Raw genomic sequence first — 23,988 nt, 5'->3', positions numbered from 1 at the left:
AACCACCGCCCGCCCATTTGTTTTGACCGTAGCGAATGAGGTAGGTACGCTCAGACCTTGTGCCTGGGGTGTGCCCTGGCTCTCGTGCGTGCCTTCAACCGCACAGGGGGAGCCGTAAGCGGCCGCCGTACTCTGCGCCCTTTCTGCCTTGCGGCGGGAGTCTGCAGTTTCGACACACCCGACCGCGTGGGTCGGCGAATGTTCCAGGTTAGCTTCACCATTCGGCACACAGAAACCGGAGAAGTAGTGCCTACGATCCAGCAGCTGGTCCGTAAGGGCCGGCAGGACAAGGTCGAGAAGAACAAGACGCCCGCACTCGAGGGTTCGCCCCAGCGTCGTGGCGTCTGCACGCGTGTGTTCACGACCACCCCGAAGAAGCCGAACTCGGCCCTGCGTAAGGTCGCGCGTGTGCGTCTGACCAGCGGGATCGAGGTCACCGCTTACATTCCGGGTGAGGGACACAACCTGCAGGAGCACTCCATCGTGCTCGTGCGCGGCGGCCGTGTGAAGGACCTGCCCGGTGTTCGCTACAAGATCATCCGCGGTTCGCTTGACACCCAGGGTGTCAAGAACCGCAAGCAGGCCCGCAGCCGCTACGGCGCCAAGAAGGAGAAGTAAGAATGCCTCGTAAGGGCCCCGCCCCGAAGCGCCCGGTCATCATCGACCCGGTCTACGGTTCTCCTCTTGTCACGTCGCTGATCAACAAGGTGCTGCTGAACGGCAAGCGCTCCACCGCCGAGCGCATCGTGTACGGCGCCATGGAGGGCCTGCGCGAGAAGACCAGCAACGACCCGGTCATCACGCTGAAGCGCGCTCTGGAGAACATCAAGCCGACCCTCGAGGTCAAGTCCCGCCGTGTCGGTGGTGCGACGTACCAGGTTCCGATCGAGGTCAAGCCCGGTCGTGCCAACACGCTCGCGCTGCGCTGGCTGGTCGGTTACTCCCGCGCCCGTCGCGAGAAGACCATGACCGAGCGTCTGCTCAACGAGCTTCTCGACGCGTCCAACGGCCTCGGTGCCGCTGTGAAGAAGCGCGAGGACACCCACAAGATGGCCGAGTCCAACAAGGCCTTCGCGCACTACCGCTGGTAGTCGCTACCCCCATCGAGACCGAGAGAAGACCGAAGCCTTATGGCTACCACTTCACTTGACCTGGCCAGGGTCCGCAACATCGGGATCATGGCCCACATCGACGCGGGCAAGACGACCACCACCGAGCGGATCCTCTTCTACACCGGCGTCAGCTACAAGATCGGTGAGGTCCACGACGGCGCTGCCACCATGGACTGGATGGAGCAGGAGCAGGAGCGTGGCATCACGATCACCTCTGCTGCCACCACCTGTCACTGGCCGCTCGAGGACAACGACTACACGATCAACATCATCGACACCCCGGGTCACGTCGACTTCACGGTCGAGGTGGAGCGTTCGCTCCGCGTGCTCGACGGTGCCGTCACGGTGTTCGACGGTGTCGCCGGTGTCGAGCCGCAGTCCGAGACCGTGTGGCGTCAGGCCGACCGCTACGGCGTGCCGCGCATCTGCTTCGTGAACAAGCTGGACCGTACCGGCGCGGAGTTCCACCGCTGTGTGGACATGATCTCCAGCCGCCTGGGTGCCGTCCCGCTCGTCATGCAGCTGCCGATCGGCGCCGAGGCCGACTTCAAGGGTGTCGTGGACCTGGTCCGCATGAAGGCGCTCGTGTGGTCCGCCGAGGCTGCCAAGGGCGAGATGTACGACGTCGTCGACATCCCGGCCACGCACACCGAGGCTGCCGAGGAGTACCGCGGCAAGCTGGTCGAGGCCGTCGCGGAGAACGACGACGAGATCATGGAGCTGTTCCTGGAGGGCCAGGAGCCCACCGAGGAGCAGCTGTACGCCGCGATCCGTCGCATCACCATCGCGTCCGGCAAGTCCGACGGCGTCACGGTCACCCCGGTGTTCTGTGGCACCGCGTTCAAGAACAAGGGCGTCCAGCCCCTGCTCGACGCGGTCGTGCGCTACCTCCCCACCCCGCTCGACGTCGAGGCCATCGAGGGCCACGCCGTGAACGACCCGGAGGAGGTCGTCAAGCGCAAGCCGTCCGACGACGAGCCGCTGTCCGCGCTGGCGTTCAAGATCATGAGCGACCCGCACCTCGGCAAGCTCACCTTCGTCCGGGTCTACTCGGGCCGCCTGGAGTCCGGCACCGCCGTGCTGAACTCCGTCAAGGGCAAGAAGGAGCGCATCGGCAAGATCTACCGTATGCACGCGAACAAGCGTGAGGAGATCGAGTCGGTGGGCGCCGGCGACATCATCGCCGTCATGGGTCTGAAGCAGACCACGACCGGTGAGACGCTGTGCGACGACAAGCAGCCGGTGATCCTGGAGTCCATGGACTTCCCGGCGCCGGTCATCCAGGTCGCCATCGAGCCCAAGTCCAAGGGTGACCAGGAGAAGCTGGGTGTCGCCATCCAGCGTCTCGCGGAGGAGGACCCCTCCTTCCAGGTCCACTCGGACGAGGAGACCGGGCAGACCATCATCGGTGGTATGGGCGAGCTGCACCTCGAGGTGCTGGTCGACCGTATGCGCCGTGAGTTCAAGGTCGAGGCCAACGTCGGCAAGCCGCAGGTCGCCTACCGCGAGACGATCCGCAAGGCCGTCGAGCGCGTCGACTACACGCACAAGAAGCAGACTGGTGGTACCGGCCAGTTCGCCAAGGTGCAGATCGCGATCGAGCCGATCGAGGGCGGCGACGCCTCGTACGAGTTCGTGAACAAGGTCACCGGTGGCCGTATCCCGAAGGAGTACATCCCTTCGGTGGACGCCGGTGCGCAGGAGGCCATGCAGTTCGGCATCCTGGCGGGCTACGAGATGACGGGCGTCCGCGTCACGCTCATCGACGGTGGCTACCACGAGGTCGACTCCTCCGAGCTCGCCTTCAAGATCGCCGGTTCGCAGGCCTTCAAGGAGGCCGCGCGCAAGGCGTCCCCCGTGCTCCTTGAGCCGATGATGGCCGTCGAGGTCACCACGCCCGAGGACTACATGGGTGAGGTCATCGGTGACATCAACTCCCGCCGTGGTCAGATTCAGGCCATGGAGGAGCGGGCTGGTGCCCGCGTCGTGAAGGGCCTCGTGCCCCTCTCGGAGATGTTCGGCTACGTCGGAGACCTCCGCAGCAAGACCTCGGGTCGCGCAAGCTACTCGATGCAGTTCGACTCCTACGCCGAGGTTCCGCGGAACGTCGCCGAGGAGATCATCGCGAAGGCCAAGGGCGAGTAACGCACCGCGTTCCACGCACCGCGTCCACACGCTTTAGGCTTGACTCCGGAGCCTCAGGGGGCAAACACCCGCGAACACGGGTGTTTGCCCAAGGACCCGGACTTTCCAGCAAAGATCACCTGGCGCCGATGAAGCAAGGCGTTCCAGAACCACTCCCAGGAGGACCCCCGTGGCGAAGGCGAAGTTCGAGCGGACTAAGCCGCACGTCAACATCGGCACCATCGGTCACATCGACCACGGTAAGACGACCCTCACGGCCGCCATTACCAAGGTGCTGCACGACGCGTTCCCGGACCTGAACGAGGCCTCGGCGTTCGACCAGATCGACAAGGCTCCCGAGGAGCGCCAGCGCGGTATCACCATCTCCATCGCGCACGTCGAGTACCAGACGGAGACCCGTCACTACGCCCACGTCGACTGCCCCGGTCACGCGGACTACATCAAGAACATGATCACGGGTGCGGCGCAGATGGACGGCGCCATTCTCGTCGTCGCCGCCACCGACGGCCCGATGCCGCAGACCAAGGAGCACGTGCTCCTGGCCCGCCAGGTCGGCGTTCCGTACATCGTCGTCGCCCTGAACAAGGCCGACATGGTGGACGACGAGGAGATCCTGGAGCTCGTCGAGCTCGAGGTCCGTGAGCTGCTCTCCGAGTACGAGTTCCCGGGCGACGACCTGCCGGTCGTCAAGGTCTCGGCGCTCAAGGCGCTCGAGGGCGACAAGGAGTGGGGCAACTCCGTCCTCGAGCTGATGAAGGCCGTCGACGAGAACATCCCGCAGCCCGAGCGTGACGTCGACAAGCCGTTCCTGATGCCGATCGAGGACGTCTTCACGATCACCGGTCGTGGCACCGTCGTCACCGGCCGTATCGAGCGTGGTGTCCTCAAGGTCAACGAGACCGTCGACATCGTCGGTATCAAGCAGGAGAAGACCACCACCACGGTCACCGGCATCGAGATGTTCCGCAAGCTGCTCGACGAGGGCCAGGCCGGTGAGAACGTCGGTCTGCTCCTCCGTGGCATCAAGCGCGAGGACGTCGAGCGCGGCCAGGTCATCATCAAGCCCGGTTCGGTCACGCCGCACACCGAGTTCGAGGCCCAGGCCTACATCCTGTCCAAGGACGAGGGTGGCCGCCACACGCCGTTCTTCAACAACTACCGTCCGCAGTTCTACTTCCGTACGACGGACGTGACCGGCGTCGTGACCCTCCCCGAGGGCACCGAGATGGTCATGCCCGGCGACAACACGGAGATGAAGGTTGAGCTCATTCAGCCCATCGCCATGGAAGAGGGCCTGAAGTTCGCCATCCGTGAGGGTGGCCGGACCGTGGGCGCCGGCCAGGTCATCAAGATCACGAAGTGATCTTGAACTGACCCGGTAGGTCTGAGGACCCGGTTGGGTCTGAGGACTCGGTAGTTCTCTGAAGGGCCCGTACGACTTCGGTCGTACGGGCCTCTTCTGTTTCCCCGACGCCTTTCCTGTGACCCTCCTGCGGTGCCCTGCCCGCGACGCTTCTCCTGCGGTGCCTCGCCTGTGACGCCCTTCCCGCGACGCTTTTCTTGCGATGCTCGCCCGTGATGCCTCGCCTGCGACGCCCTTCCTGTAACGCCTTTCCCGCCCCGGTCCAAGTACAAGTGACAGCACGACCGACCACGGGAGGTACGTACCTTGGCACCGGACAGCAGAGGCCGCGGCGGTCCGCCGGGAGGCATGTACGACCCGGAGGCCTTCGAGGTCTTCTATCGCCGTCATGTCGACGCCGTCACCCGCTTCATGGCCCGGCGGGTCACCGATCCGCACACCGTCGCTGATCTCACCGCCGAGACCTTCCTCGCGGTGATCGACTCCGCCCGCGCGTACCGCCCCGAACTCGGGAGCGAGACGGCCTGGCTCTACGGCATCGCGCGCAACGTGGTGGCGGCGGAGGCGCGACGCAGCGCGCGGCAGAACGTGCTCGGCAACCGAATCGCCGGCCGACGGCTGCTGGAGGCCGACGACATCGGCCGACTGGAGGACAAGCTCGACGCGGAGGCGGCCGGACGGCGGGCGCTGGCCGCGCTGGAGGGGCTGCCCGAGGGGGAGCGCGCGGTCGTGGAGCTGGTCGCCGTCGACCAGCTGAGCGTCACCGAGGCCGCCACGGCGCTGGGGATACGCAAGGTCACGGCACGCGTACGGCTGCACCGGGCCCGCAGGGCGCTGCGCTCGGCGGCCGGAGGGAACGGCGAGCACGCGGCGGCACTCACCTACGCAGGGGGAGAGGCATGAGCACCAGGACGACGAAGACCTTCGAGGACCGGTTGCTGGACGAGCTCCGGCGCGAGATCGCGCTGCGGGCCGAGGACGTGCCCGAGCCCGGGCCCGTGATCCGCCGCACGATCACCACGCGGCGCGTGCTCGTCGCCCTCGCGGCGTGTGTCGCGGCGGCGGCGGTGGTGGTGGGGCTGCCGTCGTCGACCGGCGGGTCCAACGCGTACGCCGTCGAGCGGAACGGGAACGGCAGTGTCACCGTGACCGGTGAGGAACTCGCGCTCTGGGAGTACCGGGGCGAGCTGGCAGAGCGACTGCATGACGTCGGTATTCGGACGAGCTTCGACAGTCCCAGGAGCGGCTTCGTCTGCGCGAAGCCGCGCGGGGTGTCGCCGGGGCCCCAGAAGGTCACGGACCCGGACGCCCTCTGGACGTACACCTTGCGTCCTGGCGACACGATGGTCTTCGAGGATCCGGAGCCGATCAAGGGCTCGGTCAGCCCGGCGGGGAGCATGTACGTGGTCAAGGGGAAGGCGAAGCCCTGCAGGGAAGTGCCCTACGAAGGGGCGAAGTGGCTCGAGGAGTCCTTGAAGTGAAGTAGGCCGAGCGGCCCGCACGGCGTCGACCGTGCGGGCCGCTCGGGGCTTCGGTCTTCGAAACTATTCGGCGCGTACGACCCGTTGTCCCCTCGCTTCACTCCCTCCACCATTTGTCATGGCGCTGAGCAAATTCAGCCTTGGGATGACCGGTCGAGGGGTGTGGCATGTCCGCGGACGTCAGTCGGAGAACCGTTCTGGGAGCGGGTGCGGGGCTCGCCGTGGTGCCCGCTCTGCCGGGGGTGGCGCGGGCGGAGGAGGCGCCGGTGGGCGGCGGGCCGGGTGTGCTGGGTGAGTCGGTTGTGGGTGAGTCGGGTGGGCCGAGGGTCACCGATCCCGGCGCGTACCTCTCCTTCACGCCCGTGCCGGGGGCGTTCGCGCTGGTCGGCGCTCCGGTGGTGGTCAGCCCCGAGGATCACCCCGGAGTCGTACGGGTCGCGGGGGATCTGCGGGACGACATCGAGCGGGTGACCGGGGTACGGCCCGGGGACGAGACGGCGGCCGAGGTCGTGCTGGTGGGGACGATCGGGCGGAGCCCGCTGATCGACGGTCTGATCGCCGCCGGGAAGCTGGACGTCGACGGGGTGCGGGGGAGGTGGGAGACCTCTCTGCAGACGGTCGTAGAGCGGCCGATGCCCGGGGTGCGGCGGGCCTTCGTCATCGCCGGCAGCGATCAGCGCGGCACGATCTTCGGGGCGTACGACGTGTCGTACGGCCTCGGTGTCTCGCCCTGGTACTGGTGGGACGACGTGCCGCCGGTGCACCGGGACGCGGTGTACGTGCGGCCGGGCCGGTTCGGGCAGGGCACGCCGGCCGTGAAGTACCGCGGGGTCTTCATCAACGACGAGAACCCGGCGCTCGGGACGTGGGCGCCGGCGTACTTCGGGCCCGGAAAGGCGCCGGGGCACCCCGGGGGCTTCACCGCGGACTTCTGGGCGAAGGTCTTCGAGGTGCTGCTGCGGCTGAAGGGGAACTACGTCTGGCCGGCGGTGTGGGGGCGGGCCTTCGCCGAGGACGACCCGGAGAACCACGCGCGGGCGAAGCTGTACGGCGTTGTCATGGGCACGTCGCATGAGGCGCCCATGATGCGGGGCATCGAGGAGTGGAACCGTCACGCCGTGCCCGCGGTGCGCGACAGCGCGGGCACGGTGGTGACTCCCGGCCGGGACCCCTACGGGGGCACCGGGGAGTGGTCGTACCGCCGGAACGCCGAGGCCATCAGGGCGTACTGGCGGGACGGCATCCGGCGCATGGTCGACGAGGACTTCGAGGGCGTCGTCACGCTGGGCATGCGGGGCAACGGCGACACGAGCCTGCCCGACGGCGACGGCATCGAGCTGATGCGGGAGATCATCGACACCCAGCGGCGGATCATCGCGGAGGTGACCGGCCGCCCGCCGGAGGAGACCCCGCAGGTGTGGACCCTCTACAAGGAGGTCCAGCGGTACTGGGACCGGGGACTGCGGGCGCCGGAGGACGTCACCGTCGTCCTCACGGACGACAACTGGGGGAACATCCGTAGGCATCCGGACCCGGGGGAGCCCGTACGCCCCGGGGGTTACGGGTTGTACTACCACTTCGACTACGTCGGTGTCGGACGGAACTACAAGTGGGTCGACACGGCGAACCTCGCGAATCTGTGGGAGCAGCTGCACCAGGCGGACGCGTACGGCAACCACGGTCTGTGGGTGGTGAACGTCGGCGACCTGAAGGGGAACGAGCTGCCGACCGAGTTCTTCCTGAACTGCGCCTGGAATCCGGGGCGTTGGGGCACGGAGGAGCTGGAGGAGTGGGAGCGGGGTTTCGCGCGCCAGAACTTCGGGGCGGAGGCGGCGGCGGAGATCGCCGAGGTGCTGGGCGCGTACGGGCAGCTCCAGGCCCGTCGCAAGCCGGAGCTGCTGAACCGCCGGATCACCCTCGACGGGACGAAGGACCCCACGAAGGACGAGCGGGCGGTCGTCTACGACGACCGGGCGACCCCGTTCTTCTTCGGGCACCGTGAGCTGGAACGCGTCACGGACCAGTGGCGGGCGCTGGCCAAGCGGGCCGACCGGGTGGGGCGGCGACTGCCGGCGGCCCTGCGGGACGCCTGGTTCGAGCTGGTCGGCTACGAGGTGGCGGCCACCGCGAACCTGTACGGGTTACGGGAGGCGGAGTTCCAGAACCTGCTGTACGCGCGGCAGGGCCGGGCGGCGGCCAACGGCCGCGCCGAGGCCGCCGAGGCGGGACTCGCCCAGGATCTCGCGCTGGCCGACCGCTTCAACTCCGAGGTGGCGGGCGGGAAGTGGCGGGGCTTCCAGACCCAGCCGCACATCGGGTACGGGGACGTGGAGCGCTACGGCCCGAACGCCGGGTGGCAGCAGCCGGAGCGCAACAACGTGGCGCTGCCGGACGAGATCTTCCCCGCGGTGCGCCGGATCGAGGTGCCTCGGGCGGCGGAGCTGGGGGTGGCGGTCGACGGAGCCGACGACTCGGGGGAGTGGCGGCCCCGGTCCCGTGCGGAGGCGGTGCTTCCGGCGTTCAGTCCCTACCAGACCGGCCCCCGGCAGTACGTGGAGGTCTTCAACCGGGGGCGTACGCCCTTCTCGTACCGGATCGAGTCGTCGGCGCCCTGGCTGGTGGTGGACCGGACCCGGGGGCGGGTCGAGGAGCAGGTGCGGGTCGGTGTCCGGGTGGACTGGGGGCGGGTGCCGGCGGGGCGCGCGCAGGCATCGCTGACGGTGAGCGGGGCCGGGGCCTCGGTCGTGGTGAAGGCCGTCGCGGAGAAGCCGTCGGCGCGTCAGGCGCGGAAGCTGCGGGGGTTCGTCGAGGCGGGCGGATACGTGGCGATCGACGCGGAGCACCACACGCGGGCGGTGGGGTCGCGCGACGGGCGGGTGGGCTGGCGCCGGATCGAGCGGATCGGGCGTACGGGGGCGGGGGTGACGGCGTGGCCGGTGACGGCGGCCCGGCAGACGCCGGGCGGGTCCGGGCCACGGCTGGAGTACACGGTCAGTCTGCTGTCGGCCGTCGACGAGGTGACGGTGCTGGCGTACGTCTCGCCCCGGAACCCCGCGCTCGCGACGGGCGGGCTGCGGTACGCCGTCTCCTTCGACGCGGACGCCCCGCAGGTCGTCGACATCAACGCCGTCACCGGGGCCGACGACGGGCTCATGAACAAGCAGTGGGCGCGCAACACCTCGGACAACGTCAACGTGACGGCGACCCGGCACGCGATCGCCGGGCCCGGCGTGCACCGGCTGACGTTCTGGATGGTCGACCCGACGGTGGTGCTGCAACGGCTGGTGATCGACACGGGCGGGCTGACACCGACGTATCTGGGGCCGCTGGAGAGCCACCGGATCTGAGAAGGGACTTGTACATGACGACCTACATGAACCGCTTGCGCCTGCCCGTCCTCGGGGTGGTCGCCGGAGCGCTGCTGTCGACGGCGGTGGCCGTGCAGCCGGCCTCGGCGCACGGGACTCGTTCCGGCCCGCCGTTGCGGGCGCTGGCCGAGCGCGCCGGCGTCCGGATAGGGACGGCCGTCGACATGGCGGCCCTCGCGGACGACCGGACGTACCGCAGGACGACGGTCCGGGAGTTCGACTCGGTGACCGCCGAGAACGCCATGAAGTGGGAGTCGGTGGAGCCGCAGCGGGGGGTGTACGACTGGAAGGCCGCCGACGATCTGGTGCGCTTCGCCCGCAAGAACGGGCAGGTCGTGCGCGGGCACACCCTGGTCTGGCACAGCCAGCTGCCGGCCTGGCTGACGGCCGGCGTGACGGACGGGTCGATCGGGGCGACGGAGCTGCGCGGCATTCTCCGAAAGCACATCACGACCGAGGTGAAGCGGTACAAGGGGAAGATCCAGCAGTGGGACGTGGTGAACGAGGTCTTCGAGGAGGACGGCAGCCTGCGGAACTCGATCTGGCTGCGTGAGCTGGGGCCGTCGTACATCGCGGACGCCTTCCGCTGGGCGCACGCCGCCGACCCGAAGGCGAAGCTCTTCCTCAACGACTACAACGTGGAGGGCGTCAACGCGAAGTCCACGGCGTACTACGAACTGGCGAAGCGGTTGCGGGCCGAGGGCGTGCCGGTGCAGGGGTTCGGCGCCCAGGGACACCTGGCGATCCAGTACGGCTTCCCGGGCCGGGTCGCGGAGAACCTCGCGCGCTTCGGGGCGCTGGGGATGCGGACGGCGTTCACGGAGGTGGACGTGCGGATGATCCTGCCGGTGGACGAGACGAAGTCGGCGACGCAGGCGAGCTACTACCGGCAGTTGCTGGACGCCTGCCTGGGGGCGCGGAGCTGCACGTCGTTCACGGTGTGGGGGTTCACGGACAAGTATTCGTGGGTTCCCGGGGTCTTCGACGGTGAAGGGGCGGCGACTCCGATGGACGAGGCGTACGGGCGGAAGGCGGCGTACGGGGCGCTGCGGGAGGGGCTGGCGGAGGGGAGGTGACCGGCGTCGCCCTCAGCCCTGGTCTCAGCCCTGGTCCGGGTAGCGGGGCAGGCTCTCCGTGGCGATGGTCCAGTCCGCGATGGTGACGTCCTCGCCGTACACGAAGTCCTTGCGGGTGGCGTAGCGCGGGCCGTCCGGGGTGGCGTGGATGTCGGTGAGGACGGCGCCGGTGCCGGTGCGGGGGTCGAAGATCGCGTAGACGGGAATGCCCATCAGCGGGTAATCGCGAGCTTTACCCACCCAGTCGTTGTCCGGGTTTGAGCGTGAGACGACCTCGATGGCGGCGATGAGAGAACGGGGATCGAAGGATCCGTCGACATCCATGTCCTCTTCGACGATCACCATCACGTCGGGGCGGCGCATGATGTTTTCGGGCTCGTCCTCCACATCGGGCTCGCCGGTATGGGCCACGATCTCTTCCGGCATGACCTTCTCCAGGCGCTTCCGGAGCCGCAGCGTCGTGAGCTCGTGACGGCCGCTGGGCGACAGCATGTCGTGAACGATCCCTTCCTTGGTGATCTCGAATTTGCCGGGGATGGTGTCGTCCATCGACTGAACGAAGTCCCGCATGGCCCGGTAGGGGTGTGAGGCGCCGTGCTGCGCGTTGTCCGGGGTGATGGTCATGGCGCTCGCTCCTCGTCTGTGCCCGGAGGCAAGGATCGTCACGTTCATGCTAGGTGGACTCCATGAGGTCAGGCGTGGTGTGGGTGGGCCCGCAGTCGCGGCAGCGGCTCCCCTTCGGTCCCCGGAAGCCGCGGTCGCAGCCGTCGCAGTTCGTCATTCCGTAGTGGACGAGTGGCGGTGACGCCGGGGCGCGGTACGGCGGCAGGGGCGGCAACCGGTCCGTGAGCCGGTGGGCCAGGAGGGCGGCCGGGCGATGGAGGGGCTCGTTCGGGAGATCGCCGGTCAGGGCGTGGCGAACGGCGGTGGGGGTGACGTCACGCTCCAGCCAGGCGGCCACGCCCGGGGCGAGATGCGCGGCGTCGCAGGCCGAGAGGAGGAGGCGGGGGTCCGTACGGCGCAGGTCGGCGAGGAGGTCGGTGGCGGTCCGGAGGAGGGTGGGGGAGCGGTGGGCGGGCTGGGGGACGGCGGGGAGGGGCTTGCGGGGTGCCTTCTGCTGCCTTGGCGGGCGGCGTACGGGCTCGCTCTCCGCGTGGTCCTTGCCGCGGCCGGGTTGGTTGCAGGAGATCGTGCGGGTGATGATGCGGCCGCCGGGGACACGTTCGCGTTCGCGGCGCAGGTAGCCGTGGGCTTCGAGTTCGCGCAGGGCGGCGGCGATACGGGTCGTTCCCTCCGTGAAGCGACCGGCGAGCGTCTTGATGTCGACGCGGGCGCCCTTCGGGAGCGACTGGATGTGCACGGCCAGTCCGATCGCGAGGAGCGACAGCTCGGGGTGCTGGGCCAGGTGGTTGCCGATCACCGTGAAGCGGGTGGTGTGGCGGGAGTGGTCGTGCGTCAGGCCGCCGCCGTACGGGCTCTGCCGTTTCGGGTGCTTGTTGTCGGCAAGCCGGGCATGGGCCCGCGAGGGCGCGCTAGGGTTCTGCGTATCCATCGGGAAGCTCCTACTTCCTCGGTGGTCAGGCCCTCGCACTGGGATTGCCGTCCCGGCGGGGGCCGTCGCATGTCTGCGGTTGTGTGGGTGCTGCTGCGCTGAGCGTAAGGGCATCAACCGGCCCCGAATCCAGCCGAGTCGGCGATGTTCACCCGCGAGGGTGAGATGGCCCGCCGGGCGGGAGGAGGGGTGGGGTTTGGTGGGGTTCTTTCTCTCCAAGGTTCTTTGAGGAATGACCGCCCGTCCCACCGGAGCACGCGTCTGCGGGGTCCGGTGCCTGCGTTCCTGGCAGCCCTCGATGATCTCGCTCCAGGTCTTCACCGCACTGGGGCGTTTCAACTCGATGACTCCATGACTCGATGCGGTTCTGTGGGGTCTGACGAGTGGAATCGCCGGGGGTTCACCCTTGGTACTCTGCCGCTTCCTGTAGGGCATCAGTTCGAAGAGGTGTGAATGAAGTCAGGCAGACGGACCGTCGCGGTGGCCACGCTCGTGGGGGCGCTCGGGCTCTCGGTGCTGAACGCGCCGGCGGCTCAGGCGGCGGACACCGGTATCACCGTGTCGGACATCGTCATCAACAAGGGCAGGCCCATCGTGGTCGGCACGACGAAGGAGGTGGCGCCGCCGATCTCCTTCAACATCGCTCTGCCGGCGGGGCAGAGCACTGCCAAGCCCTCCGGTTACACCGCTCACCCCTTCATCTACCGCGGTGACAGGAGCAAGGCCGTCGACACCGGCGACGGTTACATCGGCCCGGGCATCTACACCTGCTTCGAGATCGACGCGAAGCACTCCCGCTGCGAGGGCGAGTTCCACATCGACCCGCATCCGAGCCGGAAGCAGGTGAACACCAACGCCGCCGCCACGGCCTGGAAGGTCGCCGTCGTGATGCGCCTGTGGAAGGCGAGCGGCGGCCTCAAGACCGAGGAGTACGAGACCCGGTCCACGACCGTGCAGCTCAAGCGCGCGGCCAGGGCCACCGTCGCCGCCACGCCGGAGACCGTGACCAAGGGCAAGAAGATCACCGTCACGGGCAAGCTGACCCGGGCGAACTGGAGCACCAAGAAGTACGGCGGCTACAGCGGCCGTACGGTCAGCCTCCAGTACCGCGCCTCGGACGCCACCTCCTTCAAGACGGTCAAGAAGGTCACCACCAGCAGCACCGGCGCCCTGAACACCACGGTCACCGCCTCGGCCGACGGCTTCTACCGCTGGGTGTACTACGGCAACTCCACGACCGACGCCGTCACCACCTCGGCGGTCTACGTCGACGTCCGCTGACCCCTCAGGCCAGCGTCGGCACCTCGCCGCCCTCCGCCCGCGTGAGCGTGACCCCCGCCAGGCCCCGCAGCCGACGGTCCGCCACGGCGGCCAGGGCCTCGGCGGCCGGCGGGGTGGGGCCGAGGCCGATCGCGTAGCGGGCGGGGGCCGTGGTGAAGGGGCGGGGCCAGGCGTGGCAGCCGGGAGCCAGCTCCGCGAGGTCGGTGATCAGGGCCCGCATCCTGCCCCGTACCCGGCCCTCGTCCACGGCCCCGTCCGCACCCTCGCCCGCCGTCACGACCGCCCAGGCGGCATGGCGGCGGTGCAGTGGGGGAGGGGCGAGGACGTCGGTCCACGAGGCGCCCTCCTCCAGCAACTCCCAGGCCCGGAACAGCTCCTGGGTGATCAGATCGCGCATGTCCGCCGTGACCTGGTCCGTGCAGGAACGCACCGGGGCGGACGGGGTGGCGACGGTGAGGGGCCGGGCCGGGGTCCCTTCGAGGCCGCCGACCGGCTCGCGCCAGTCCCACGCCGCCCAGGTCGCGAAGAAGTGCCGCAGCAGGTCGGCCGGTGGCAGATCTCCCGCCTCGCCCGCCGTGCGGGCCGCCAGCACGGACCAGGCCAGGCCCGGCAGGCCGCCGAACGGCGCCGAGTCCAGGCCCCGCGCCCGCGCCCACGCCTTGACCTGCCTGGCCAGCCCGGCGAACGCCGGACCGTGCCCGCCCACCGAGGCGAGCACCGCCTCCGCGTCGCTCACCGCGCTGAGCGCGATCGCCGCCGCCTCGCCCAGCTCGGCCCGGCGGCCCACCGCCTCCGCCGGGTCCAGCGCCCCGGTGGCCACGACGGCCAGGTCCACGTCGAGGCCGTCGAGCCGTAGCCGCAGCCCGGGGACACGCGCCCCGACCACCTCACGCACAGCGATGGCCCCGCGCAACTCCCTTCGCAGGGAACCGAGTTCGACGGTGCCGGGGAGCGCCGCCACCAGGTCCAGGTCCGCGCCGGGCAGCGCGCAGCCCATGCGCCGGGAACCGACCACGTGGACGACACCGCCGGGGAGCGCGTCCGCGACGAGGCGCGTGACCCGGTCGGCCACGCCGGCCTCGCCGTCCCGTTCGCTTTCGCTGTCGTGGGGCACCGCCTCCTCCGCCCAGCGCACCTCACCCGTCCCCAGGCTCACCGTCGCCCGCACCCGCATCGGCTCGTCCCCGCGCCGCGACAGCAGCGCCAGCTCGCCGACCCTGGCCGACTGCGGCGCGAGCCGGGCCGCGCACGCGGTGGCCAGGGCGTTCGGGTCGATGGTGCGGCCCAGGCTCAGATGCGGGGTGAAGCCCTCCTGACGGCCCCGGCAGCGCGGAAAGTGGCGTACGAGGGTGCTGTGGAGCTCGGCCCAGGGCCCCTCGCCGGCCGCCGCCGGGTCCAGCCACACCGTCGCGTCGTCCCGGTGGCCGAACCAGTGCACGCCCTCCAGCCGGACGTCGAACGGAGCCGTCACGGCCCCGGCGAGCACCGAGGCCGCCTCCTCGAAGGCGTGTTCCGGTACGAAGCCGAAGAGGACGTTGACGTGGGGAGGCCAGCGGTGGATCTGCGGGTCGTGCGCGCGCCGGATGTCCTGCAGTGGCGGCCACAGCTCCTCCGGAGGGAGCCACGCCAGGGCCGTACGGGCCGTCGGCCGGACGTCCAGCGCCGCGGGGGCGGGTTCGGCGGCGCCGGGGCCCACCTCCGCCCGTACGCCGTAGTGGTCCGAGACGAACAGCCCGTCCGGCGAGGGTGTGTCCCCGTACAGCTCGGCCGAGCGCACTGCGAGCCCCGGCCCGCGCACCAGCACCCGGTCCAGGCGGGACGCCCGCCCCGTCAGGGACGAGACCGCCGCCAGCGGGTTGGCGACCGGGTCGAAGGTCGGGGTCAGGTCGTCCGGGCCGTGCGTCTCGGTCCAGGCGTCCCGCATCCCGAGCGTCACCTGGGGTGTGTCGCCGCCGTCGTTGAAGTCGCCCAGCAGGACGAGACCGGCGTCCAGAGCCGCGAACCCCTCGGCGATCCGGGCCAGTTCGGCGGTGCGGCGGCCGGCTCCGTCGGTGGAGTGGTCGCTGCTCAGATGCGTCGCCGCGACCACGAGGGGGCGCTGCCCCGCCTCCACCACGACCGAGGCCACCGCCTTGTGCGGGCCCAGCGCGTGGAACGCGGCCTCGCGCACCGGCAACCGGGTCAGCAGCAGCAGACCGCACTCCTCCACGTCCCGCCCGCGCGGGTCGGACCCCAGCGTCCAGTCCGCCCGCACCCACGGCTCGCGCAGCAGCATCGTCAGCAGTGCCGCCTCGACCTCCTGCAGCGCGATCACGTCGACCTCTGCGTCCCGCAGGGCGCGCAGCAGCAGCGGCCTGCGTCCGGCGCTGTCGATGAGGTCGGCGTCGTAGCGGTCCCAGAGAGTGTTCCAGGTCAGCACCCGTACGCTCGCGACGCCGCCCTCGTCGACAGCGCCGGGACGTCGGGGGGTGCGCGTGGGCGCCCACTGCTCCCCGTCCCACACGTGCGGCGTGCGCGCCGTGAAGAACGGTGCCCGCAGCAGACGGGACTCCCGCACGCGCCCCGCGTCCGTCGCGTCGATCCGGTCCACGCCCGTCGCCCGGTCCCAGACCACCTCGCCGTCCGCCTCGACGAACAGCACCCGGTGCCACGGGATCTCCCCGCCGGGCACGAACGCGGGCAGCGGGACCCGCTTGGGCGCGGCGCCCCGCTGCAGCACGCCGAGCACGAAGCGGGCCGGGTCGAAGCGCGCGTCCCAGCGCACCCGGTGGTAGATCTCCTCGCTCGTCCGCACGGTTCCTCAGACCTCTTCCTCTACTGTCCCGCTCGCCCCGACGTACCAGGTGCGGTGCGCGTCCCCCGGATACGGCGGGGCGAAGCGGCGCAGCTGCGCGGTGAGCACCTCGGGCGGTACCGGGTGTTCGCGGCGGGAGTCGCGCCGGATCAGCTCGTCCTCCTCGACCAGGACCACGGCATGGGTGACCAGCGCGTTGCGGCGCTGCGCGACCGCGTGCACCAGCGAGCGCTGCTGGTGGGTGAGCGAGGTGGCGTCCCACACCGCCGTCCCGCCTGCGGCCAGCGCCGCGTCCAGCCGGTCGAGCCCCGCGCGCAGCACGTCCGGGTTGGCTCGCTGGTCGGCGCGCGCGCCCCGCGCCCCGCGCAGATCGTCCAGTGAGACATACGCGTCCACGCCCGCGAGCCCCCGCGCGAAGGTGCTCTTGCCGCTGCCCGACGGCCCGACCAGCTGGATCAGTTCCGGATAGGCCCCGGACCGCCAGCGCCAGGTCGCGGCGACGGCGCCCTCGGCATCCACGACGCGCCCCCGGGCGTACGCCTCGCGCGCCTCGGCCCGGCACCGGACCGCCGCGTCGGGCGACAACCCGGCGAACGCCTCCCGCAAGGCACCCTCGTCCAGCGGCCGCACCTCCTCGGCGTGCAGCGCCGACCACTCCACCAGCTCGCGCGCCTCCTCCGTCGCCGCCGTGGCGCGGGCGACCGCGTGCAGCAGCCCGAGATCGGCGGCGAGGGACAGCCGGGCCAGACCCGTACGGCGGTCCTCATCCGGGTACGGCCGGTGCAGCGCGGGGTGCAGTCCCACGAGGTCGGCGACCCGGCGCGCGAGCGGCATGCCCACGACCCCGGCCAGCCGTGCCGCGAGCCGGGCGCGGCGACCGCCGGGGCCGTGCGCGTGCAGCAGCGCGGCCAGTACGCCGGCGAGCCGGTCGTCCCCGGTCCGCCGGCCGGCCGCGTCGAAGCGGGCGAGGGCCTCCCGGTCCCCCTCGCCGGGCAGACCGACCGCCTCCGCCAGCGCGTCGGCGTCGGCGTGCGCGCCGGAGCGCACCGCCCACAGCGGCGCTCGCGTGCCCAGACCGTTCTCGACGACGGCCGCGTGCATCCAGTGCGTGTCCGTCCGTACGTGCCCGGCCCGCACCCACTTCGCGACGCGGGCGCCGAACTCCTGCGCGTCGAAGCCGTCCACGACCCGGACGACGTAGCCCTCCTGCCGCGCGAGATCCAGCCGCAGCGCGCGCAGCGCCCGCTCGTCGAACACGCCCCGCCACAGGACGGGCGGGACGGGGACGCCGAGTCCGCGCAGAAAGGCCACCGTCCGGTCCCAGTCCAGACAGCGCCCGTCCGCGTCCCACACCGAGAAGCCGTAGAACCAGCTGTCCAGGTCGTCGTAGGGGAGGGAGTGACGGGCGAACATGTTCTCGCCGCACACCCGCCAGCCCTCCGGGAGCGCGTGGCCGATCCGGGCCTGGAGCGCCTTGACCCAGGTACGGGAGGGGTGGTGCGCGGAGTCCAGTGAGCGGGCGTGCAGGCCGTCGGCGTACAGCGTGGTGTTCTCGCCGTCCAGCTTCTCGGTCACGACGACCTCGCGGCCGCGCAGGCCGGACAGGCCGGTGACCCGGAGATCGTCGGCGGTGGCGCCGGGGGACCAGGGCAGATGCCGGGTCCGCGGATAGTGCGTACGCATCGTGAACGTTCCCCCGTGACAGCCGCTGTACCTGATCAGCGTAGGAGCGCGGGCGGGGGCGGGCGAGCGGATTACCGGCGGCTTAGGGTCCGGTTATGAACCGGGCCGGGTGCGGCCGGTCCCGTCGCGAAGCAGGTGCCGTCGTGCAGCAGGTCCCGGCAGCAACGGGTCCCGGTAGGAAGCGGGCCCCGGCATGAAGCCCGGAGCGGGTGTCGGGCTCACCTCGGTCATGGTGGCGCTGACGCTGACGACCGGCATGATCGAGGCCGTCAGCTTCCTCGTGCTGGGCCCGGTGTTCACCGCGGTGCAGACCGGGAACCTCCTCTTCCTCTCCTTCGCGCTCACCGGCGCCGCCGATCTGTCCCCGGCCGCCTCGGGGGTCTCGTTCGCGGGGTTCACGGTTGGCGCCGTGCTCGGCTCCCGGTTCGAGTCGAGCGTGGACGCCCACGGCCGCCGCTGGTTCGTCCTCGCGCTGCTCGTCGAGGCCCTGCTGCTGGGGCTCGGCGGACTGGTCGCCTGGCGCACCGGCCTCGACGTGACGGGCGGCCCGGCGGACGACCCCCACTACACCGTCGTCGCCCTGGTCGCCGTGGCCATGGGTGTCCGCAACGTCACCACCCTGCGGGCACGGGTCGCGGACGTCCCCACCACGGTCTCCACTCGCGCCCTGACCGCGCTCCTCAGCGGCCTGCCTCCGCACCCCGACAGCCACATCGGGACGGGCGCCAGGAACGAGGGCCGCCGCCTCGCCTCGGTCGCCGCGATGTTCGCCGGCGGTCTGCTGGGCGCCTGGCTGCTGCTGCGCGAAGAGGTGCACCCGGCGCTGGTCCTGCTGATCCCCACCGCGCTGGTCCTCACCCTCGGCACGCTCTACGGGGCGCTGCCGCGCCGGCGTGCGCCGGAGCCGTCGGAGTCCGGCTGAATCGGAACACCCCCGCGAAATCGCGTTGGATCATGGACGCATGAGTCTTGCAGTGAGCCGCCTCATCGGCGCCGTTCTCGTACTCGCCGGAATCACCGGCGCCCTCTGGGCGGCCCTCGGCGCACCCCAGGACTGGACCGGAGGGATGCGGTGGATGCGGACCGCGCTGGCGCTGACGTCCTTGGGGGCGATCGGCCTGGCGGCCCACTTCATCTATCCCGATCGCGCGGCGGACGGCCCGGACGACGCCCCGGCGAGCGCCGATGCCGACGCCCCGACGAGCACCTGCGCCGATGCCTCGCGCGCCGCCGATACCGCCGCCCCCGAGGGCCCCGACGGCTCCCGGGTTTGACCTGCGTCACTCTCGGGGTAATCTCTCCGGCTCGATTGGCGGAGCCGGTGGGCCGTATGGCAGACTAGCGGGGTTGCTCGGTCGAGTGTTGATGCTGCGCGCCTCCCGCCGGGAGGACCGGAAGCGAGTCCCACAGTACTCGTCGCCCCAACTGCCTTACGGCAGCGCTGGAGCGGACGTACGGGAATCTTTCGGGAAGTGTCAGTGCGGCGCCGACCAGGCACCCGGTGGGCTTCTGCCCCCGGCCCACGGCTGCAGGAAGGGCTGTGTTTCCCGGACAGGGGATGCTCGGACAAGGGGCATCTGTGTCAGCGGAAGCGCGACACGCCCGACCGCGTGGGTCGGCGGAGCGGGTGACGGAACACCGGGTTCCAGAGCGTTAAACGAGACAAAGGACTACTGAGTAGCCATGGCGGGACAGAAGATCCGCATCCGGCTCAAGGCCTACGACCACGAGGTCATCGACTCCTCGGCGAAGAAGATCGTCGAGACGGTGACTCGCACTGGTGCGTCGGTCGCGGGCCCGGTGCCGCTGCCCACTGAGAAGAACGTGTACTGCGTCATCAAGTCGCCGCACAAGTACAAGGACTCGCGCGAGCACTTCGAGATGCGCACGCACAAGCGCCTGATCGACATCCTCGACCCGACGCCCAAGACCGTTGACTCTCTGATGCGACTCGACCTCCCGGCCGGTGTCGACATCGAGATCAAGCTCTGAGGGTCGGTGATCTGAGAATGGCTAAGCAGATCAAGGGAATCCTGGGCGAGAAGCTCGGCATGACGCAGGTGTGGGACGAGAACAACCGTGTTGTTCCGGTCACCGTCGTCAAGGCCGGCCCCAACGTCGTGACCCAGGTCCGTACGAACGATGTCGACGGCTACGAGTCGGTCCAGATCGCCTTCGGCGAGATCGACCCGCGCAAGGTGAACAAGCCCCTCAAGGGTCACTTCGCCAAGGCCGACGTCACTCCCCGCCGCCACCTCGTCGAGATCCGTACCGCTGACGCCAGCGAGTACACCCTCGGCCAGGAGATCACCGCCGAGGTGTTCGAGGCCGGCATCAAGGTCGACGTGACCGGCAAGAGCAAGGGCAAGGGCTTCGCCGGTGTCATGAAGCGTCACAACTTCAAGGGCCTCGGCGCCGGTCACGGCACCCAGCGCAAGCACCGCTCTCCCGGCTCCATCGGTGGCTGCGCCACCCCGGGCCGTGTGTTCAAGGGCCTCCGCATGGCGGGTCGCATGGGCAACGAGCGGGTCACCACCCAGAACCTGACCGTCCACGCCGTTGACGCGGAGAAGGGTCTGCTGCTCATCAAGGGCGCTGTCCCCGGTCCGAACGGCGGCCTCGTCCTGGTCCGCACCGCGGCCAAGGGGGCCTGAGGTACCGATGAGCACTGTTGACATCCTTTCGCCTGCCGGCGAGAAGACCGGAAGCGTCGAGCTCCCCGCGGAGATCTTCGGCGTGGAGAAGGTCAGCATCCCGCTGATCCACCAGGTCGTCGTCGCGCAGAACGCGGCTGCCCGTCAGGGCACGCACAAGACCAAGACCCGCGGCGAAGTCCGTGGTGGCGGTAAGAAGCCTTACCGGCAGAAGGGCACCGGCCGCGCCCGTCAGGGCTCGACCCGCGCGCCCCAGTTCGCCGGTGGTGGCGTCGTCCACGGCCCGCAGCCGCGTGACTACTCGCAGCGGACCCCGAAGAAGATGAAGGCCGCGGCCCTGCGCCACGCCCTCACCGACCGGGCCCGTCACAACCGCATCCACGTCGTCTCCGGCGTGATCGAGGGCGAGAACCCCTCCACCAAGGCCGCCAGGTCGCTGTTCGGCAAGATCTCGGAGCGCAAGAACCTGCTCCTGGTCGTCGAGCGCGCCGACGAGGCCGCGTGGCTCTCCGCCCGCAACCTGCCCCAGGTGCACATCCTGGAGCCGGGCCAGCTGAACACGTACGACGTGATCGTCTCGGACGATGTGGTCTTCACCCAGGGTGCCCTGGAGTCCTTCGTGTCCGGCCCGAACAAGGCCAACGACACCGAAGGGACTGAAGGCTGATGGCTATCCGTCACCCCTCCATCGCCTCCAAGGCGGCCAAGGCCGCCAAGGCCGCGCGCGTCGCCAAGGCGAAGCGCCACGAGGCCGAGGGCAAGAACACCGTCGTCACCGCGCCCAGCAAGGCGTTCACGGACCCCCGTGACGTGCTGCTGAAGCCGGTCGTGTCGGAGAAGAGCTACGCGCTGCTCGACGAGGGCAAGTACACCTTCATCGTCGCGCCCGGCGCCAACAAGACCCAGATCAAGCAGGCCGTCCAGGCGGTCTTCTCGGTCAAGGTCACCGGGGTCAACACGATCAACCGCCAGGGCAAGCGCAAGCGGACCCGCACGGGCTTCGGCAAGCGTGCCGACAGCAAGCGCGCGATCGTGACCCTTGCCGAGGGCGACCGTATCGACATCTTCGGCGGTCCGACCGCGTAAGCGGGTCGGATCGTCCGATATCGGACGAGGACTGAGAAATGGGAATCCGCAAGTACAAGCCGACTACGCCGGGCCGTCGCGGCTCCAGCGTCGCCGACTTCGTCGAGATCACGCGGTCCACGCCGGAGAAGTCGCTGGTCCGCCCGCTGCACAGCAAGGGCGGCCGTAACAACGCCGGTCGTGTGACCGTTCGCCACCAGGGTGGCGGACACAAGCGCGCCTACCGTGTCATCGACTTCCGTCGTCACGACAAGGACGGCGTGCCGGCGAAGGTCGCGCACATCGAGTACGACCCCAACCGCACCGCGCGCATCGCGCTGCTGCACTACGCGGACGGCGAGAAGCGCTACATCCTCGCCCCGCGCAACCTGCAGCAGGGCGACCGCGTGGAGAACGGTCCCGGGGCCGACATCAAGCCGGGCAACAACCTGGCGCTCCGCAACATCCCGGTCGGTACCACGATCCACGCGATCGAGCTCCGTCCCGGTGGCGGCGCCAAGTTCGCCCGCTCCGCCGGTGCCTCCGTGCAGCTGCTCGCGAAGGAGGGCGCCTACGCCCACCTCCGCATGCCGTCCGGTGAGATCCGCCTGGTCGACGTGCGCTGCCGCGCCACCGTCGGCGAGGTCGGCAACGCCGAGCAGAGCAACATCAACTGGGGCAAGGCCGGCCGCAAGCGCTGGCTGGGCGTCCGCCCGACCGTTCGTGGTGTGGCGATGAACCCGGTTGACCACCCCCACGGTGGTGGTGAGGGCAAGACCTCCGGTGGTCGCCACCCGGTCAGCCCCTGGGGTCAGAAGGAGGGTCGTACTCGTTCGCCGAAGAAGGCTTCGAACAAGTACATCGTCCGCCGCCGCAAGACGAACAAGAAGCGCTAGGAGCGGGTTTAGATGCCGCGTAGTCTCAAGAAGGGGCCCTTCGTCGACGACCACCTGATCAAGAAGGTGGACGTACAGAACGAAGCAGGCACCAAGAACGTCATCAAGACCTGGTCCCGTCGCTCGATGATCATCCCGGCCATGCTCGGCCACACGATCGCGGTGCACAACGGCAAGACCCACATTCCGGTGTTCGTCACCGAGTCGATGGTCGGCCACAAGCTCGGCGAGTTCTCGCCGACGCGCACCTTCCGGGGTCACGTCAAGGACGACCGGAAGTCGAAGCGCCGCTAGACGCGGGGTGGAATCGACCATGACAGACACTGGAAGGACAACCATGGAAGCCAGGGCCCAGGCGCGGTACATCCGCGTCACGCCCATGAAGGCCCGCCGCGTGGTGGACCTCATCCGTGGCATGGATGCCACGGAGGCTCAGGCGGTCCTGCGTTTCGCCCCGCAGGCCGCGAGCGTGCCGGTCGGCAAGGTGCTGGACAGCGCCATTGCCAACGCCGCACACAACTACGACCACACGGACGCCTCTTCGCTGGTCATCAGCGAGGCGTACGTCGATGAGGGCCCGACCCTGAAGCGGTTCCGTCCGCGCGCCCAGGGCCGTGCCTACCGGATCCGCAAGCGGACCAGCCACATCACCGTGGTCGTCAGCAGCAAGGAAGGAACCCGGTAATGGGCCAGAAGGTAAACCCGCATGGGTTCCGGCTCGGTGTCACGACCGACTTCAAGTCGCGTTGGTACGCCGACAAGCTGTACAAGGACTACGTCAAGGAAGACGTCGCCATCCGTCGGATGATGACGTCCGGCATGGAGCGCGCCGGCATCTCGAAGGTGGAGATCGAGCGCACCCGTGACCGTGTCCGCGTGGACATCCACACCGCGCGTCCGGGCATCGTCATCGGCCGCCGTGGCGCCGAGGCCGACCGCATCCGCGGTGACCTCGAGAAGCTCACGGGCAAGCAGGTCCAGCTGAACATCCTCGAGGTCAAGAACCCCGAGACGGACGCTCAGCTGGTTGCTCAGGCCGTCGCCGAGCAGCTCTCCTCCCGCGTCTCCTTCCGCCGCGCCATGCGTAAGAGCATGCAGTCGGCGATGAAGGCCGGCGCCAAGGGCATCAAGATCCAGTGCGGTGGCCGCCTCGGTGGCGCCGAGATGTCCCGCTCGGAGTTCTACCGCGAGGGCCGTGTGCCCCTGCACACGCTCCGCGCGAACGTGGACTACGGCTTCTTCGAGGCCAAGACGACCTTCGGCCGCATCGGTGTGAAGGTCTGGATCTACAAGGGCGACGTCAAGAACATCGCCGAGGTCCGCGCCGAGAACGCCGCTGCCCGCGCCGGCAACCGCCCGGCCCGTGGTGGCGCTGACCGCCCCGCCGGCCGTGGTGGCCGCGGTGGCGAGCGTGGCGGTCGCGGTCGTAAGCCGCAGCAGGCTGCAGGCGCCGAGGCCCCCAAGGCCGAGGCTCCCGCCGCCGCCGCTCCGGCTGAGAGCACCGGAACGGAGGCCTGA

24 protein-coding genes are annotated in these 23,988 nt (G+C 69.9%); 20 read left to right on the top strand and 4 right to left on the bottom strand.

The genetic code is table 11. The features are described 5' to 3' along the window. Positions 1–246: 246 nt before the first annotated feature. The 8 genes from rpsL (at position 247) to ACZ6BB_RS12900 (ending at position 10,545) form a co-directional block, all read left to right on the top strand. Positions 247–618 carry a 30S ribosomal protein S12 gene (gene rpsL / locus ACZ6BB_RS12935; RefSeq protein WP_003948652.1) on the top strand — a complete coding sequence of 124 codons (372 nt, stop codon included), beginning with the start codon at positions 247–249 and terminating at the stop codon, positions 616–618. A gap of 2 nt (positions 619–620) precedes the next feature. Beyond that, complete coding sequence (rpsG, locus tag ACZ6BB_RS12930; protein ID WP_005481264.1) at positions 621–1,091, top strand: 30S ribosomal protein S7; 471 nt, start codon at positions 621–623, stop codon at positions 1,089–1,091. Positions 1,092–1,130: 39 nt separating this feature from the next. After that, complete coding sequence (gene fusA / locus ACZ6BB_RS12925) at positions 1,131–3,257, top strand: elongation factor G (protein ID WP_059079068.1); 2,127 nt, start codon at positions 1,131–1,133, stop codon at positions 3,255–3,257. Positions 3,258–3,426: 169 nt separating this feature from the next. Further along, positions 3,427–4,620, top strand: coding sequence for an elongation factor Tu (gene tuf / locus ACZ6BB_RS12920; protein WP_013001430.1), 1,194 nt, complete (start codon positions 3,427–3,429; stop codon positions 4,618–4,620). Positions 4,621–4,968: 348 nt separating this feature from the next. Then, positions 4,969–5,523, top strand: a complete 555-nt coding sequence (locus ACZ6BB_RS12915) for an RNA polymerase sigma factor (protein WP_471615263.1) — start codon at positions 4,969–4,971, stop codon at positions 5,521–5,523. Next, a complete protein-coding gene (locus tag ACZ6BB_RS12910; protein ID WP_471615262.1) occupies positions 5,520–6,101 on the top strand; it encodes a hypothetical protein in 582 nt (193 codons plus the stop codon). The genes ACZ6BB_RS12915 and ACZ6BB_RS12910 overlap by 4 nt, the downstream gene beginning before the upstream one ends. A 167-nt stretch (positions 6,102–6,268) precedes the next feature. Beyond that, on the top strand, positions 6,269–9,448 hold the full coding sequence (locus tag ACZ6BB_RS12905; RefSeq protein WP_471615261.1) for a glycosyl hydrolase 115 family protein: 3,180 nt from the start codon (positions 6,269–6,271) through the stop codon (positions 9,446–9,448). A 14-nt stretch (positions 9,449–9,462) separates the two neighbouring features. Next, complete coding sequence (locus ACZ6BB_RS12900; protein WP_471615260.1) at positions 9,463–10,545, top strand: endo-1,4-beta-xylanase; 1,083 nt, start codon at positions 9,463–9,465, stop codon at positions 10,543–10,545. Between the two features lie 24 nt (positions 10,546–10,569). On the opposite strand, the gene ACZ6BB_RS12895 is transcribed toward ACZ6BB_RS12900, so the two are convergent. Continuing rightward, positions 10,570–11,169 carry a Uma2 family endonuclease gene (locus ACZ6BB_RS12895; protein ID WP_471615259.1) on the bottom strand — a complete coding sequence of 200 codons (600 nt, stop codon included), beginning with the start codon at positions 11,167–11,169 and terminating at the stop codon, positions 10,570–10,572. Positions 11,170–11,218: 49 nt separating this feature from the next. Continuing rightward, positions 11,219–12,097, bottom strand: coding sequence for a helix-turn-helix domain-containing protein (locus ACZ6BB_RS12890; RefSeq protein ID WP_471615258.1), 879 nt, complete (start codon positions 12,095–12,097; stop codon positions 11,219–11,221). 232 nt (positions 12,098–12,329) lie between these two features. Here ACZ6BB_RS12890 and ACZ6BB_RS12885 point away from each other — a divergent pair, with 232 nt between their 5' ends. Both ACZ6BB_RS12885 and ACZ6BB_RS12880 read left to right on the top strand, forming a co-directional pair. Next, entirely contained in the window at positions 12,330–12,452 is a 123-nt protein-coding gene (locus ACZ6BB_RS12885; protein ID WP_471615257.1) for a hypothetical protein, read from the top strand. A 98-nt stretch (positions 12,453–12,550) separates the two neighbouring features. Further along, on the top strand, positions 12,551–13,378 hold the full coding sequence (locus tag ACZ6BB_RS12880) for a hypothetical protein (protein ID WP_471615256.1): 828 nt from the start codon (positions 12,551–12,553) through the stop codon (positions 13,376–13,378). A 4-nt stretch (positions 13,379–13,382) separates the two neighbouring features. Here ACZ6BB_RS12880 and ACZ6BB_RS12875 read toward each other — a convergent pair whose 3' ends face one another. Further along, a complete protein-coding gene (locus tag ACZ6BB_RS12875) occupies positions 13,383–16,172 on the bottom strand; it encodes a poly(A) polymerase (protein ID WP_471615255.1) in 2,790 nt (929 codons plus the stop codon). 6 nt (positions 16,173–16,178) lie between these two features. Continuing rightward, complete coding sequence (locus ACZ6BB_RS12870) at positions 16,179–17,855, bottom strand: RNA ligase family protein (RefSeq protein ID WP_471615254.1); 1,677 nt, start codon at positions 17,853–17,855, stop codon at positions 16,179–16,181. Between the two features lie 193 nt (positions 17,856–18,048). Between ACZ6BB_RS12870 and ACZ6BB_RS12865 the strand changes: the two genes are divergently transcribed. From ACZ6BB_RS12865 to rpsC, 10 genes are all read left to right on the top strand, one after another. Beyond that, positions 18,049–18,777 carry a YoaK family protein gene (locus ACZ6BB_RS12865; protein ID WP_471615253.1) on the top strand — a complete coding sequence of 243 codons (729 nt, stop codon included), beginning with the start codon at positions 18,049–18,051 and terminating at the stop codon, positions 18,775–18,777. Between the two features lie 40 nt (positions 18,778–18,817). Further along, on the top strand, positions 18,818–19,129 hold the full coding sequence (locus ACZ6BB_RS12860) for a hypothetical protein (RefSeq protein WP_471615252.1): 312 nt from the start codon (positions 18,818–18,820) through the stop codon (positions 19,127–19,129). A gap of 409 nt (positions 19,130–19,538) precedes the next feature. Continuing rightward, entirely contained in the window at positions 19,539–19,847 is a 309-nt protein-coding gene (gene rpsJ / locus ACZ6BB_RS12855) for a 30S ribosomal protein S10 (RefSeq protein WP_003948644.1), read from the top strand. 17 nt (positions 19,848–19,864) lie between these two features. Further along, positions 19,865–20,509 carry a 50S ribosomal protein L3 gene (rplC, locus tag ACZ6BB_RS12850; RefSeq protein ID WP_020135811.1) on the top strand — a complete coding sequence of 215 codons (645 nt, stop codon included), beginning with the start codon at positions 19,865–19,867 and terminating at the stop codon, positions 20,507–20,509. Between the two features lie 7 nt (positions 20,510–20,516). Beyond that, complete coding sequence (rplD, locus tag ACZ6BB_RS12845; RefSeq protein WP_471615251.1) at positions 20,517–21,176, top strand: 50S ribosomal protein L4; 660 nt, start codon at positions 20,517–20,519, stop codon at positions 21,174–21,176. After that, positions 21,176–21,595 carry a 50S ribosomal protein L23 gene (rplW, locus tag ACZ6BB_RS12840; RefSeq protein ID WP_409088565.1) on the top strand — a complete coding sequence of 140 codons (420 nt, stop codon included), beginning with the start codon at positions 21,176–21,178 and terminating at the stop codon, positions 21,593–21,595. Before rplD ends, rplW begins: the two co-directional genes overlap by 1 nt. Positions 21,596–21,633: 38 nt before the next feature. Further along, a complete protein-coding gene (gene rplB, locus ACZ6BB_RS12835) occupies positions 21,634–22,470 on the top strand; it encodes a 50S ribosomal protein L2 (RefSeq protein ID WP_055517283.1) in 837 nt (278 codons plus the stop codon). 12 nt (positions 22,471–22,482) lie between these two features. Then, positions 22,483–22,764 carry a 30S ribosomal protein S19 gene (gene rpsS / locus ACZ6BB_RS12830; protein WP_005481224.1) on the top strand — a complete coding sequence of 94 codons (282 nt, stop codon included), beginning with the start codon at positions 22,483–22,485 and terminating at the stop codon, positions 22,762–22,764. Positions 22,765–22,807: 43 nt separating this feature from the next. After that, positions 22,808–23,155: a 50S ribosomal protein L22 gene (gene rplV / locus ACZ6BB_RS12825; protein ID WP_004571827.1), complete on the top strand. Its 348-nt coding sequence runs from the start codon at positions 22,808–22,810 to the stop codon at positions 23,153–23,155. Then, positions 23,155–23,988 (top strand): 30S ribosomal protein S3, encoded by an 834-nt coding sequence (rpsC, locus tag ACZ6BB_RS12820; RefSeq protein WP_013001414.1) that lies wholly within the window; start codon positions 23,155–23,157, stop codon positions 23,986–23,988. The genes rplV and rpsC overlap by 1 nt, the downstream gene beginning before the upstream one ends.

This window comes from Streptomyces sp. NPDC041108, assembly GCF_055592645.1.
The sequence above is the reverse complement of the archived record's forward strand: the minus strand, read 5'-3'. Positions and strand labels throughout refer to the sequence as shown.

What these genes read in the sequence shown, in the direction of transcription:
- ACZ6BB_RS12860 (WP_471615252.1), top strand. Translation starts at nt 18,818, where the DNA reads ATGAGTCTTGCAGTGAGCCGCCTCATCGGCGCCGTTCTCGTACTCGCC.
- ACZ6BB_RS12910 (WP_471615262.1), top strand. Translation starts at nt 5,520, where the DNA reads ATGAGCACCAGGACGACGAAGACCTTCGAGGACCGGTTGCTGGACGAG.
- ACZ6BB_RS12890 (WP_471615258.1), bottom strand. Translation starts at nt 12,097, where the DNA reads ATGGATACGCAGAACCCTAGCGCGCCCTCGCGGGCCCATGCCCGGCTT.
- ACZ6BB_RS12915 (WP_471615263.1), top strand. Translation starts at nt 4,969, where the DNA reads ATGTACGACCCGGAGGCCTTCGAGGTCTTCTATCGCCGTCATGTCGAC.
- rpsC (WP_013001414.1), top strand. Translation starts at nt 23,155, where the DNA reads ATGGGCCAGAAGGTAAACCCGCATGGGTTCCGGCTCGGTGTCACGACC.
- rplB (WP_055517283.1), top strand. Translation starts at nt 21,634, where the DNA reads ATGGGAATCCGCAAGTACAAGCCGACTACGCCGGGCCGTCGCGGCTCC.
- ACZ6BB_RS12865 (WP_471615253.1), top strand. Translation starts at nt 18,049, where the DNA reads ATGAAGCCCGGAGCGGGTGTCGGGCTCACCTCGGTCATGGTGGCGCTG.
- rplC (WP_020135811.1), top strand. Translation starts at nt 19,865, where the DNA reads ATGGCTAAGCAGATCAAGGGAATCCTGGGCGAGAAGCTCGGCATGACG.
- ACZ6BB_RS12895 (WP_471615259.1), bottom strand. Translation starts at nt 11,169, where the DNA reads ATGACCATCACCCCGGACAACGCGCAGCACGGCGCCTCACACCCCTAC.
- rpsG (WP_005481264.1), top strand. Translation starts at nt 621, where the DNA reads ATGCCTCGTAAGGGCCCCGCCCCGAAGCGCCCGGTCATCATCGACCCG.
- rplV (WP_004571827.1), top strand. Translation starts at nt 22,808, where the DNA reads ATGGAAGCCAGGGCCCAGGCGCGGTACATCCGCGTCACGCCCATGAAG.
- ACZ6BB_RS12885 (WP_471615257.1), top strand. Translation starts at nt 12,330, where the DNA reads ATGACCGCCCGTCCCACCGGAGCACGCGTCTGCGGGGTCCGGTGCCTG.
- fusA (WP_059079068.1), top strand. Translation starts at nt 1,131, where the DNA reads ATGGCTACCACTTCACTTGACCTGGCCAGGGTCCGCAACATCGGGATC.
- ACZ6BB_RS12880 (WP_471615256.1), top strand. Translation starts at nt 12,551, where the DNA reads ATGAAGTCAGGCAGACGGACCGTCGCGGTGGCCACGCTCGTGGGGGCG.
- ACZ6BB_RS12900 (WP_471615260.1), top strand. Translation starts at nt 9,463, where the DNA reads ATGACGACCTACATGAACCGCTTGCGCCTGCCCGTCCTCGGGGTGGTC.
- ACZ6BB_RS12905 (WP_471615261.1), top strand. Translation starts at nt 6,269, where the DNA reads ATGTCCGCGGACGTCAGTCGGAGAACCGTTCTGGGAGCGGGTGCGGGG.
- ACZ6BB_RS12870 (WP_471615254.1), bottom strand. Translation starts at nt 17,855, where the DNA reads ATGCGTACGCACTATCCGCGGACCCGGCATCTGCCCTGGTCCCCCGGC.
- rplD (WP_471615251.1), top strand. Translation starts at nt 20,517, where the DNA reads ATGAGCACTGTTGACATCCTTTCGCCTGCCGGCGAGAAGACCGGAAGC.
- rplW (WP_409088565.1), top strand. Translation starts at nt 21,176, where the DNA reads ATGGCTATCCGTCACCCCTCCATCGCCTCCAAGGCGGCCAAGGCCGCC.
- rpsJ (WP_003948644.1), top strand. Translation starts at nt 19,539, where the DNA reads ATGGCGGGACAGAAGATCCGCATCCGGCTCAAGGCCTACGACCACGAG.
- rpsS (WP_005481224.1), top strand. Translation starts at nt 22,483, where the DNA reads ATGCCGCGTAGTCTCAAGAAGGGGCCCTTCGTCGACGACCACCTGATC.